Annotated in this window: 10 protein-coding genes; 8 read left to right on the forward strand and 2 right to left on the reverse strand. The window is 37.0% G+C overall.

The window, feature by feature from the left end:
- Nucleotides 1-202 precede the first annotated feature (202 nt).
- The 6 genes from LF886_RS14330 to LF886_RS14355 all read left to right on the forward strand — a co-directional run bounded on the left by LF886_RS14330 (nt 203) and on the right by LF886_RS14355 (nt 8,057).
- Complete coding sequence (locus LF886_RS14330) at nt 203-1,303, forward strand: hypothetical protein (RefSeq protein WP_236850174.1); 1,101 nt, start codon at nt 203-205, stop codon at nt 1,301-1,303.
- Between the two features lie 586 nt (nt 1,304-1,889).
- Entirely contained in the window at nt 1,890-2,132 is a 243-nt protein-coding gene (locus LF886_RS14335; RefSeq protein ID WP_236850175.1) for a hypothetical protein, read from the forward strand.
- 130 nt (nt 2,133-2,262) lie between these two features.
- The gene (locus tag LF886_RS14340; RefSeq protein WP_236850176.1) at nt 2,263-4,572 is read left to right on the forward strand and encodes a TonB-dependent siderophore receptor; all 2,310 of its coding nucleotides are present in this window, start codon (nt 2,263-2,265) and stop codon (nt 4,570-4,572) included.
- A 3-nt stretch (nt 4,573-4,575) separates the two neighbouring features.
- Nucleotides 4,576-6,021, forward strand: coding sequence for an ABC transporter permease (locus LF886_RS14345; protein ID WP_236850177.1), 1,446 nt, complete (start codon nt 4,576-4,578; stop codon nt 6,019-6,021).
- Nucleotides 6,022-7,368 (forward strand): DUF3526 domain-containing protein, encoded by a 1,347-nt coding sequence (locus LF886_RS14350; protein ID WP_236850178.1) that lies wholly within the window; start codon nt 6,022-6,024, stop codon nt 7,366-7,368.
- Nucleotides 7,362-8,057 (forward strand): ABC transporter ATP-binding protein, encoded by a 696-nt coding sequence (locus tag LF886_RS14355; RefSeq protein ID WP_236850179.1) that lies wholly within the window; start codon nt 7,362-7,364, stop codon nt 8,055-8,057. The genes LF886_RS14350 and LF886_RS14355 overlap by 7 nt, the downstream gene beginning before the upstream one ends.
- 99 nt (nt 8,058-8,156) lie before the next feature.
- Here the strand turns inward: LF886_RS14355 and LF886_RS14360 are convergent, their stop codons facing one another.
- Nucleotides 8,157-9,452, reverse strand: a complete 1,296-nt coding sequence (locus LF886_RS14360) for a cryptochrome/photolyase family protein (protein ID WP_236850180.1) — start codon at nt 9,450-9,452, stop codon at nt 8,157-8,159.
- Nucleotides 9,453-9,648: 196 nt separating this feature from the next.
- Between LF886_RS14360 and LF886_RS14365 the strand changes: the two genes are divergently transcribed.
- Nucleotides 9,649-9,891: a hypothetical protein gene (locus LF886_RS14365; protein WP_124531131.1), complete on the forward strand. Its 243-nt coding sequence runs from the start codon at nt 9,649-9,651 to the stop codon at nt 9,889-9,891.
- A 56-nt stretch (nt 9,892-9,947) separates the two neighbouring features.
- On the opposite strand, the gene LF886_RS14370 is transcribed toward LF886_RS14365, so the two are convergent.
- Nucleotides 9,948-10,796 carry an AraC family transcriptional regulator gene (locus LF886_RS14370; protein ID WP_236850181.1) on the reverse strand — a complete coding sequence of 283 codons (849 nt, stop codon included), beginning with the start codon at nt 10,794-10,796 and terminating at the stop codon, nt 9,948-9,950.
- Nucleotides 10,797-10,868: 72 nt separating this feature from the next.
- Here LF886_RS14370 and LF886_RS14375 point away from each other — a divergent pair, with 72 nt between their 5' ends.
- The gene (locus LF886_RS14375) at nt 10,869-12,245 is read left to right on the forward strand and encodes an MFS transporter (RefSeq protein ID WP_236850182.1); all 1,377 of its coding nucleotides are present in this window, start codon (nt 10,869-10,871) and stop codon (nt 12,243-12,245) included.
- Nucleotides 12,246-12,247 lie beyond the last annotated feature (2 nt).

Genomic DNA, 12,247 nt, shown 5'->3' on the forward strand with positions numbered 1-12,247 from the left:
GCTGGGCAAATATACAATTTTTTGGTAATCTTTATAAAAATATAAAAAATTTGCACCAAATGAGCTACAACCAGGTCAGGGTTTTGTATTTCGCCAGAAATCTTTACTTTAGTAGAACGTTACGGCTTCGAAATCCCGTCTATCAAAAGCAGCAAGCCGTTAGTTGTAAACTTTCTAAACAGATCGCACAAACTAAAAACTGATGAAGAATATAGAACAACTTCAAGAAAAATTCTGCAAAGCTCAAAAGAATTATAAAACGATAAAAACAGAAACAGAACAAAAAGTAATTAGATGGTTTTGGGCAACTGACAGCATTTCTAATCTTGAGCCTTTTTATTTTGAGGAAAACCGCTTTCCCAAAGGCAGACTTCATAAGGGTGAACCTGTAAAAAAAGAAAATCAATATCAATATGGTATTGATGACAATAATGAAATAATTGTTGAAAGACAATTTACTGGTCTAAAAGACTTATTTTACGAAATTTTTTATATAAGGGGGAAAGATAGGATAGAAAGCTACCGATTTGATTATAGTATAGAAAAAGAAATAGACAATATGGAACTTTTCATTTATGAGAATTCAATATTAACTATTAGTTATGCTGTTTTTAAAGACGGTTGGATTAAATATGTTTACACTTACAATAAGGGAAAACTGTCAACTAAGACAATGCAACGTATTTATCAAAATATAGAAGTTCCGGACAGAATATTTGACTATCATTATGACGAAATGGAATTACTTCAATCTATTAAAGAAAAAGACCACTATTGGTATGATAAGCCTAGCAAGAAAATTAGCTACAAAAAACTAACCGAGCTTGTATCAGAAAAACTTCTTGAAATTCTAAAACAGCACATTTTAAATTATAGCATTCGGGAAAAAATTTATTGCATTTATGTTTATTACTATCATGAGAATATGCTCCCACCTTCAATTGGATTTGGAACAGAGGCAGAGCGCAAAGAATGGCAAAATGAAAAAGGGAAAGAAGCAAAATGGATAATTTGGAACCCCATAGATTATTCTCATTACCTCGAAATTGAATTGAACGAAGAAACTCAAAATCTGTTTAATTTATATAATCAAGAAACCTCTTTAAATAATAAAGAAAATAATACGATAAAAATGATTATAGAATGCTGTAAAAATTTAAAAGATAATATTTCTGAATTTGAACTTAACAAAACCGATGATTTTGTGATTGTTGCTTCAGACTATGAACAAAGCGATCTGAAGAAAAATTTCAAACTTATTAACCCTGAATTGTTTTATGAATTTAAAAATAAACTTGCATAAAAAAGCTACAGCAATATAATGGGATCTGTTTTTCAGTTTATTAAACAGAAAAAAGCCAATGTTGGGATCCCTCAACTTTAGTGAAAAAATAATTTGATTTGTTTAAAGTTTTCCATAAAAAAACCTCCTGAATCATCAGAAGGTTATACTGTAATTTGTTAGAAATATGAAATTTTCTATGGTTCAAATATAGCAAGCGCCTGGGCTGCGAAGTATGATCTGAATCATACCGCTATATAAAATTGTAATTGAGTTCTTAAATTCAGTAACTTTTCTCAAATATAATTGTCCATTCTCTCCGGAATCTGAACTTTTTTAAGCGTAACTGTCTCTTAATATTCTTAAAGCTTTATTATTTCTTACTGATTAATAAGAACGTTCAGCCCTTTTACTTGGCGTAAAACTGAAAAACATGTGTTACTTTTTATTCATTATTCAATTTTTATCAAATTAAATTGTACTTTTGTTTTCTATTATGCAAAAATTTCTCAGAGTCTTTTTTGTTTTCTCCTTACTTCTGATATTCGTTTCTAACGTCAGCGGTGTAAGCACATGCCTAGATCATGCGCACCACTCCAAAAGTAAAGTGACATATAAAAAAGGGTCCAAAGAAGAGAAAATTCCTACTTTTTCCCAGGATGACGAATGTCAGTGTGCGCTTCATATGCACATGAACAATATCCTTCTTCCTGAACCTTTGGACATGGATTTTGCAATCAATACTACAAATGACAACGAAATACCACAGCCAAAAGCTATTTCATACCGTTGTCTTCTCGACTTTTTCAGCTCCAGAGCTCCACCCGCAGCATTTTTCACGGTAGCTTAATTTACGCTGCCTTTATTTCTCCATACAGATTCTATAGTCTGTACTGTTATTCCGTGGATACTTAGGTCTTCATACCGCTGAAACTATCCTTTTATTAATGGGGCATATTGTATGTCCATCAATTCTATTCATGATTACCAATAATTTTTATTATTCGGGAATAATTCATTGTATTCCTTCTAATCCCGTGAAGCTTTTCAGTCTAAGTTTCATTACAGCATCCTCATTTTTTTATGCTCAATCCCGCCCTGCAGATTCTTTATCTACAGTAGTACAAACCGTTGAAATAATTGGAAGAAAGTCTAAAGATTATACCTCCGATTATTCTTTTGCCGCTACTAAGATTGCGATGAAAAATAAAGATCTTCCCTTAACGCTTAATACGGTTACCAAAGAACTGATTACCGACCGCCAGGCCTTTCAGCTGGGTGATGTCATGAAAAATGTAAACGGAGTTTCTCCTTCCAGTTATTACAATCAATACAATATCCGGGGAATCAGCCAGAATGAAGAAGGGCAGATTATCAATGGAATGCGGACACGACAGTATTATTTTTTACAGCCTATGACCTCCAATATAGAGCGTGTAGAAGTTTTCAAAGGTCCGGCAAGTATTACCATGTCCAGTGTTGATCCTGGAGGTACAATTAATATGGTGACCAAAAAGCCATTATCAACTCCCCGTCATGAGATCAGTTTATCCGGGGGCAACTTTGATACATACCGTGTCACAACAGATCTTACAGGTCCTTTAAACAAGAGTAAAACCCTACTGTACCGTTTTAACGGAGCGTATCAGAATGCTCATTCTTTCAGGGATCATGTCAAAAACAGCGGTATTTTAATCTCTCCTTCCCTCACCTTTGTTCCCAACGAAAAAACATCTGTCAATGTAGAAATGATTTTCAATGATCTTTATGGAACTCTGGACCGGGGACAGCCTATTTTCGGGGCTGTTGCAGGGAAAACAGATCTGAACAGTACTCCCAGAACATTAAATCTTGGTTCTCCCAATGATTTTTTTAAAACCAGGGAACTTATTTTAATGGGAAGTTTGGCGCATCATTTTAATAAAAATATCAGCTTCAATGCATCTTATATGAAGCAATACTGGAGAGAAAATCTTCAGGAACACAGAACAACCAATTCTTTTGTTCCTGATATAGATAATAAACCCGTTTCCAGTCTTGCAATGATGCAGTTTGTTCAAAGAAAACAAAATTGGGCAACCGATAATATTAATGCTTATTTTAATTTCAATTTTAAAACCGGGTCTGTTCAGCATCAGGCTTTAATAGGCTATGACAGTCAGAGATGGGAAAAACGTCAAGGAGGCCAGCAGAATGCAGCAAGAGGTTTTCTTTTAAAGAACGGCTCTGTAGCTTCTTCGTACAATCCTGCAAAGGCTTCCGACTATCAAACTACCAATTATAATGGAACCATAATTCCTAAACCCAATGTCACTCCATTTGATTTGAATCCGGGAGCAGAAAATTATCAGGGTACTGATTTTAATACGCTTAATGTCATCACTCCTTTGCCTTCTGCTCTTACAACAACTCATGCGGCTTATATTCAGCATCTTTTTACCTGGAAAAAGTTTAAAATACTATCAGGCATACGTCAGGAATGGTTTCAGGACACCACCAATTTTAATGAGTCTAATGAATCTTCTTTCCAAAACAACAAACTTCTGTACAGGTTCGGTATTACGTACAGCTTAACGGATAATATCAATATATACGGAACTTATCTTACCGGTTATCAGCCGCAATCCAATACGGTAACTTTAATGCCCAACACGTCCAGTCTTACAGGTTCTGCAGCAAGATTTAAGCCTCTGACTTCTGACCTTAAAGAATTGGGAATCAAAGCTCAGCTTTTCGGCAGGATATCATTGAATCTCGCCGTTTATGAGATTAACCAGAGGAATATTTTAATCAATGCCAATAATCCTTCGGAACCTGATGAACTTGTACAGCGTGGTGCCGACCGAAGCCGTGGGTTCGAGGCCGATTTTTCCGGACATATCCTTCCACAATGGCATATTTACGGAGGTTACAGTTATATTGATGCTAAAGTATTGGATGATTCCAACCCTGATCTTGTGGGGAAAAGGAAAGAAAATACGTCTAAAAACTCTGTCAATATCTGGACGCGTTACAATTTTTCAACCATTGATTTGATAAAAGACTTTGGAATAGGTGTAGGTATGCTGTACCAAAGTTCAAAAGTTCCGTGGTTTACGAGAAGTTTTGAGCTTCCGGCATATACTACACTAGATGCTGCATTGTATTACACTCCGGCAAAATCTATTCAGCTGACCTTTAACCTTAATAATATCACCAATAAGACCTACTGGATCGGAGCTCAGAATTACCTAAGGCTATTTCCGGGAACACCAAGAAATTATTTACTAACTGCTACTTATAAATTTTAAATTATGGCTATTTCAAACTTACAACTGATTGTGAGAAAGACCTGGCAGGATTTGTTTAAAGGAAAACAGACCCTGCTCATCACTGTCGCTGTACTCCTCTTCTGTATGCTGAGCATCGGCATTGGATTCTCAAAATATGAAGATTCTTTTTCAAAAATAAAAGAATACCGGAAAGAAGTTCGGGAAAGCTGGGAACACAGACCTGACAAACATCCACACCGTATGGCTCATTATGGGTATCTCGTTTTCAGAATTGGCCATCCTTTGAATATTTTTGATAACGGGCTGGATGATTATCTTGGAAATGTCATATTCCTGGAAGCACATAAACAGAATACAGCCAATCTTTCGGAAGCGGGAAGCTCAGGGACTTTGGTCAGATTCGGGGCTTTCAGCAGTGCGTTTATTTTACAGAGTATCGTTCCTCTGATTATTCTTTTTTTAGGATTTGGATTAATTGTACAGGAACGTGAGAATGCCACATTAAAAATTATCAGCGTGCAGGGCGCTTCAGGCCGGGATATTATCTGGGGGAAAGTTCTGGGACTCTGGTTGTTTTCATTATGTTTCCTGATTCCTGTAATTCCTGTCGTTTTCGTGGCAGCGTTGATGTCAGAAACAACAGATACTGCTGATATTTTGATACGATTGTTGTTCTTATTACCAGCTTATATGATCTATTACTTCTTTATCAGCACTTTGACAGTGGTGGTTTCTGCGAACAGCAGAAGTACATCTTCAGCGCTGATCAGTCTTATCGGATTCTGGCTTCTTTTCATTATTGTTCTGCCTAAAGGTGTTCAGTTTGCTGCCCAGAATTTATATCCTGCTCCTTCGCGTATTGCTTTTGAAACCAACCTGGAAAAGGATATTCTAAAATCGGGAGACAGCCACAATCCTGATGATCCTCATTTCAAAAAGATCAAAGATTCTTTACTGGCTCATTATAAAGTAAGTACTACCAATGAACTTCCTTTCAACTATGGCGGATTTGTAATGAAAGAAGGAGAAAAAATAAGTTCTCAAATTTATATCAGACATCAAAAAGAACTGCAGTCTGTTTACAATAAACAACAAAATCTAACTGACATTTCCGGATTGATCAATCCTGCCATTGCTATTAAAAACTTTTCAATGATTGCAACAGGCACCGATTTTTTCTCCTACACCCAATTTCAGAAACAGGCTGAAAAGTACCGTTACCAGATGGCTCAGCATTTAAATGATCTTCAGATTGAGCATATCAGCAATATAAAACCTGAAAAAGGCGGACCTCCTGCCATTATTGATAAAGACAACTGGAAGAAATTTCCGGATTTTAACTACCAATACACCTCTGTTTTCTACAGTCTGAAAGAACAGTTGATACCCGCTGTAGCTTTAGTCTTCTGGCTGGCTCTAAGCATTATTGCGATCGAATTAAGTGGAAGAAAATTAAAATTAATTTAAATGAATCGTTATTTATATATCCAATTTTACCGTAACAAAGCGTATATCATTGCATTGTTATTTTTGTTCATGGCTGGGCTTATGGCCATTTATACAGGGAAAAAATTTCTGGACCGAAACGAAGATATTATCTCCAAAAGCGGAGCATATCAGAAAGAAAGTATTGAAAGGAATACAAAGTTTCATAAAGATGATCTTGGCTTGGTTCTTTATTATATCAAATTCAATCTGGTGAATGAAACTCCCAAACTGGCTGCCTTAAATATCGGTATGCGTGATTTGAACCCATCTATCCAGGGAGTAACCATCCGGAATCTGGAAGAACAGCGCTACAATTCTGATTTTTATAATCCTGCCAATGCAGCTGTCGGAAACTTTGATTTCAGTTTTGTTCTTGTTTTCCTTTTCCCATTGATCATTGTAGCATTCTGCTATAATCTGATTTCTGAGGAAGAAGAAAGGGGAACATGGAAACTCCTCTCAGTTCAAAGCAGTAATCTAAAAAAGATGCTGGATCATAAGATGCTCATTCGTTTATTGGCCATAACGGCTGTGTATCTGGTATTAATGATTATTGCTTTGATTTGGATAAAAATACCTTTAGACTTATATTATATTGTTTTTGGTATCAGCGGATGGCTTTATATATTGTTTTGGTTTGCTTTGTGCAGATGGATTATTTCTTTCCGGAAATCTTCGGCTCAGAATGCATTGGTCCTTCTTATTGTATGGGTGAGCATCAATTTTATTATTCCGATGAGCAGTAATATCCTGATTCAAAAGATCTATCCTGTTCACGAATCCCTTAAAGCGGTCATGGAACAAAGAGAAGGCTATCACAACAAATGGGATGAGGCTAAACGTCCTACGATGGAAAAGTTTTACAAAGTATATCCCCAATACAGAAATTTCACGGTGGAGGAAAATGATACATTCACCTGGACTTGGTATTATGCCATGCAGCATATGGGAGATCTTGAATCTTCGAAATCATCTGAGCAGTATACTGAAAAAATGCAGAAAAGAAACCAGGCAGCCCTCTATTTGGGCTATCTCCTTCCTAATCTCCATACCCAGCTCGTAGAAAGTCATCTGGCAAAAACTGACATGAAAAATCATTTGCAGTATGCTTCTTCGCTCAAGAAGTTTCATGAAGAAAAACGACTATTCTTCTATCCTCTTATTTTCTCGGGAAAGAATGCCGAATCTATAGACTGGCCACAGCAAACTATAAAATTTTTCAGTTCTTCTGAACAGGTAAAGTTCCTTCAGATATTGCTGCCCTACCTCATCTTTATTGCTCTATTCCTTATCCTTTCACAAAACAAATACAGAAAACTATGCTAAAAACAATCAACTTACATAAAAAATACAACGATTTCACCGCCCTTCACGCTCTTAATCTGGAAGTAAAGAAAGGAGAAATATTTGCTCTTCTCGGACAAAATGGTGCGGGTAAAAGTACAACGATCAATATTCTTCTGGGGCTTATTAAAGCGACGTCCGGGGATGCTTTCATCAATGATATTTCTGTACAAAATGAGCCTCAAAAGATTAAAAAGCATTTAGCTTATATCCCTGAAACGGTTCTTTTATATCCTCATCTTACAGGAATTGAAAATCTCGATTTTTTCTCCAAAATTGCGGGATTTAATTATGAGAAAGAAGAATTATCTGCATTACTTCAGCGTACCGGCCTGCAGGAAGCCGCTCATCAAAAAGCATTGGGTGGATATTCCAAAGGAATGCGCCAAAAAGTAGGAATTGCCATTGCCCTCGCCAAAGACGCAAAAGTGCTTCTTCTTGATGAGCCCACCAGTGGATTAGATCCCATCGCTACAGCAGAATTTACAGAAATTGTGCGTCAGCTGGGCAAAGAAGGCAGAACTGTTTTAATGGCTACCCACGATATTTTCAATGCGGTAAGTGTTGCCACCAATATCGGGATCATGAAGCAGGGAGAGCTTGTACAGAACCTACCTTCCAAAGCCTTTACAGCACAGGAATTACAGGAGTTGTACCTGAAAACAATATGATGTTTCGTTTACTTTAATAAGTAACTTTTCATATATTATCAATTTGGTTGATGCCCGGTGACTTTTATGGTCATTGGGCATTTTTTGATCCTCTATTATTTATGCCAATCCTTTTTTATATTCTGCTAAAGCTCTTTCCCTGACATAGGTATGTTCTACGATCGGAGCCGGATATGCTGGTGTATTCCATTCTGGAAGCCATTTTTTAATATAAAGAAACTCTTTATCAAACTTTTCGACCTGAGCAGTAGGATTGAAAACCCTGAAATAAGGAGCTGCATCACAACCGCTGCCTGCCGCCCACTGCCAGTTTCCATTGTTGGCAGACAAATCATAGTCATTCAGTTTTGAGGCAAAATAGGCTTCTCCCCATCGCCAGTCGATCAGTAAATGCTTACATAAGAAGCTCGCCACAATCATTCTCACACGATTGTGCATATACCCTGTCTGATTAAGTTCCCTCATTCCGGCATCTACAATGGGATATCCTGTAGTTCCTTCACACCAGTGTTTGAATTCTTCTTCATTATTCCGCCAATTGATATTGTCATACTGTATTTTGAAAGATTGATGAACGACCTGAGGAAAATGATATAAAATCTGCATAAAAAATTCGCGCCAGATCAATTCCGAAAGCCATGTCGCATTATGCTTCAATGCAAAAGCCACACATTGTCTGATACTGATCGTTCCAAAGCGTAAAGCAATTCCTAGTTGTGTGGTATGCTGCAAGGCCGGATAATCACGGTATTGATCATAATCATCTATAATTGAAGCTTCCAGAACAGGTTTTATAAAATTAAACTCTGTTTTTGTAAACCCGATTTCCTTTAATGTGAGGATATCAGCGTGTTTTTGCAGAAAGAAATTGTCAAGATTTAATTCTACAGACTTATACTGTTCAGAAGTTAATGCCTCCCTCCATTTTTTTGCAAAAGGGGTATAAACGGTATAGGGAGAACGATCTTTTTTAACGATCTGATCTTTATCAAAAATGACCTGGTCTTTATAGGCTTTAAAAGGAATATTCTTTTCTGTGAAAAAATAATAGACCTCCTTATCTCTTTCAATAGCCTGAGGTTCATAGTCCCGGTTACAGAAAACACCTTGAATATCATATTCTTCCGATAATTTTCTGAATATGTCTATGGGCTTACCATAATAAGTATTGACTGCTGAATGGTATTTTTTTAATTCAGTATTGATACCTGTCAAAGCCTGATGAATGTAGTCTACTCTTCTATCTTCCTTATCTTCCAGTTTTCCGAGAATATCGCTGTCAAATATAAAAATGGGCAATACCTGAGCTTTAGATTGAAGGGCGTGATGCAGACCGACATTGTCTTCCAGCCTCAAATCACGTCTGAACCAGAAAAGGGTGATTTTTTTTTTCATAGGGGTTTGTTTCAATTCCATTGGGCATTCCTGTTTTAGAAATGCTTTCGTAACTAATGATAAATATACAGATTTTACCCTATAAATAATTTTAGCAATTTGTATTTTTTGGCTTTATCATTACAATTTGTATGATAATATGAATTAAAATTTTCCGACATTTACCCGGAATTTAAATCAATAGAAACTTACAGCAATGGAAGAATTTGAAGTACCAGTAACTTATAAGGGTAAAGAACTGCTTTTCAATGGAAAGCTTGCTACATTCTCTCATGGATATAAGCTTTATGTAGATGTGGATGGCACTGAAGTGGTTATTGAGCGTGATGACCATGGTGACCTAAGAGCGCTGTTACCAGATTTGGCTTCGGAAAAAACTATAGATAAAGGGCTTATTGAAGCCATTATTGAGGTCTTTAAAGAGCTTCAGGTTTTATAATTCGTGCATTGAATAGGCTTGAATAAAAAAGACTCACAAAAATTCTTTTCATTCAATCATAGTTTTAATTTCCTGTATTCACCCGGAGTTACTCCCCTATGCTTTTTAAAAAGCTTCGACAAATGACTTTCATCGCTGAATTGGAGTTCATAGGCAATTTCACTCAATCGAACACTGCTGTATTTCAAATATGTTTCTACAAGCTTCAGGCGGTAATCCAACAAATAATCCTGATAGGAAATTCCGGTCTGCTGTTTAAAATACTCCCCGAAATAATTCCCTGAAATTCCAAAATGATCAGCGATAACCTGAATTCCGGTTTTTTCACGGTCTTTTATATGCTGTTGAATATAAGCAATGATCTTCATGATGGAAAAAGCTTTGCGGTTTTCCTGAAGATCAGATGTTTCACTTTGAATGATATTTCGGGCAATAAGATTGAGCAGAATTGACATACAGTTGCGGATAATAAGATAGTCTTCCGCGTTGTTTTTGAACTCATTGGCAATCTGCAGGATAAGGGTTTCTGCAAAATGCTCATCATTTTTATTGCGGAAAACACAGCCTGCCCGGGCATGGTAATTATTACTGATGTATTGCAATTTGTATAGATTCTCACAGCTTTCAATACGATCTGCCTCCAGACGGATTTTATCAATAAACTCAATCGGACATTGGATACTGATAAGCTGAGCCGCTTCACTTTTAAATTGATAAACCTCCTGCTGCGGAATAATGAACAGTTTACCCTGCGTAAAATTGATATTGCGGTCATCATACCTCAACGTACCATTTCCTTTGACAATATAAACGAATGAAAGAAACGTCTTTGTTTTAAATGTGATCTCTTCCTCTTTCAGTTTTATTTCCTTTACATCAATCTCTTCAAGATGTATTCCTTTCATTACGCACTGGTTTTTCCTCCAAAAGTACAATTTTAACAGAACAACAACGGGGTATTTTTGTATAAAAAAATTATGAACGCATATCCAAAACGATGGCAGGCTCTCAATTTTCTGATCGCAGGGGCATTTCTTTCCCCTCTGGATTATTTTATTGTCAATATGGCTTTACCTTCTATCAAAAAAGCATTCAGAGCCAGTGATCATCAGCTGCAGATGGTAATTGCCATTTATGGACTTACTTATGCTGCACTTGTGGTGTGTGGCGGAAGGCTTGGGGATATTTATGGACGTAAAAAGGTATTCATATCAGGATTATATATTTTTCTGTTTTCATCTCTTGCCTGTGCTTTTTCTCCTGATGTTACATGTCTGATTATTTTCAGGCTTTTTCAGGGGGTTGGCGCATCACTGCTTGCTCCGCAGGTATTGGCTTCTATAAAGGATCTTTTCAGCAATCAGGAGCAACCTAAGGCTGTAAGTCTTTTCAGTTCGGTATTTGGTCTTGCATCTGTGATTGGACAATTGCTTGGCGGGCTTCTTCTAAGTATGCATTGGGGCTCTTTTTCATGGGAGATGGTATTCCTAGTGAATGTACCGATTACGATCATCTGCCTTTTGGGTATACATTTTACCATGGAAGATAGTCATAAGAAAGAACAGGCAAGTATAGATTTTATAGGCGCTTTGTTATTAATCACCGCTTTGCTGATGCTTATTTGTCCTCTTATTTTCGGACAGAAATTTGAATGGGCCTGGTGGATTTTCGGGATTCTTTTTGCTGGAATATCACTCTTACTTACATTCTTACAATACGAGAAGAAACAACTGCAAAAAAATCGTCCTGTCCTTATAGATCCGGCGCTTTTACAGCAGAAACCTTTTGCATTAAGCCTTCTGATTATTTTCTTCTACAATTTCACGGCGGGTTTATTCATTTGTTATCCTTACTATCTGCAGCAGTTTCTCCACCAAAACTCAATGCAGACAGGGCTCGCCATAGTTCCTTACGGACTTGCCTTTTTTCTGGCCCCTCTTATTACCTCGCGGATAAAGCTCACAGCTCCCAAAATGATCCACATAGGATTGGGATTGTTGATGGCAGGCTTTGTGATGAGTGCAGTAGCTTTTTATTTTCAGCAAAAACCATCTTTTATCACCCATATTACCCTGTTTATTGCCGGATTCGGGCATGGTACCATTATGCCTGTGATGATGCGCACTGCAATTTCTTTGGTTTCCAGAGATAAAGCAGGGCAAGCTTCGGGGTTGGTAAGTATAGGCATTCAGATTGGAAGTGTCACAGGAGGAGCCGTTATTGGGACTTTATTCTTTAATCTGATTCAAGTTCTGGGGTTCACAGAAGCATTTGTTGCCGCAGTAGGAATGATTGGTGCTTTTCAACTCATCGGAATATGGGCAGGGAGCAGATTAAGAAAAATCATGAATTAAAA

Source organism: Chryseobacterium sp. MEBOG07, from assembly GCF_021869745.1.
Lineage (GTDB): Bacteria > Bacteroidota > Bacteroidia > Flavobacteriales > Weeksellaceae > Chryseobacterium > Chryseobacterium viscerum.

Excerpts from the sequence above, each read along its gene's own strand:
- LF886_RS14330 (WP_236850174.1), top strand. The coding sequence starts at position 203 with ATGAAGAATATAGAACAACTTCAAGAAAAATTCTGCAAAGCTCAAAAG.
- LF886_RS14340 (WP_236850176.1), top strand. The coding sequence starts at position 2,263 with ATGATTACCAATAATTTTTATTATTCGGGAATAATTCATTGTATTCCT.
- LF886_RS14345 (WP_236850177.1), top strand. The coding sequence starts at position 4,576 with ATGGCTATTTCAAACTTACAACTGATTGTGAGAAAGACCTGGCAGGAT.
- LF886_RS14350 (WP_236850178.1), top strand. The coding sequence starts at position 6,022 with ATGAATCGTTATTTATATATCCAATTTTACCGTAACAAAGCGTATATC.
- LF886_RS14355 (WP_236850179.1), top strand. The coding sequence starts at position 7,362 with ATGCTAAAAACAATCAACTTACATAAAAAATACAACGATTTCACCGCC.
- LF886_RS14360 (WP_236850180.1), bottom strand. The coding sequence starts at position 9,452 with ATGAAAAAAAAAATCACCCTTTTCTGGTTCAGACGTGATTTGAGGCTG.
- LF886_RS14365 (WP_124531131.1), top strand. The coding sequence starts at position 9,649 with ATGGAAGAATTTGAAGTACCAGTAACTTATAAGGGTAAAGAACTGCTT.
- LF886_RS14370 (WP_236850181.1), bottom strand. The coding sequence starts at position 10,796 with ATGAAAGGAATACATCTTGAAGAGATTGATGTAAAGGAAATAAAACTG.
- LF886_RS14375 (WP_236850182.1), top strand. The coding sequence starts at position 10,869 with ATGAACGCATATCCAAAACGATGGCAGGCTCTCAATTTTCTGATCGCA.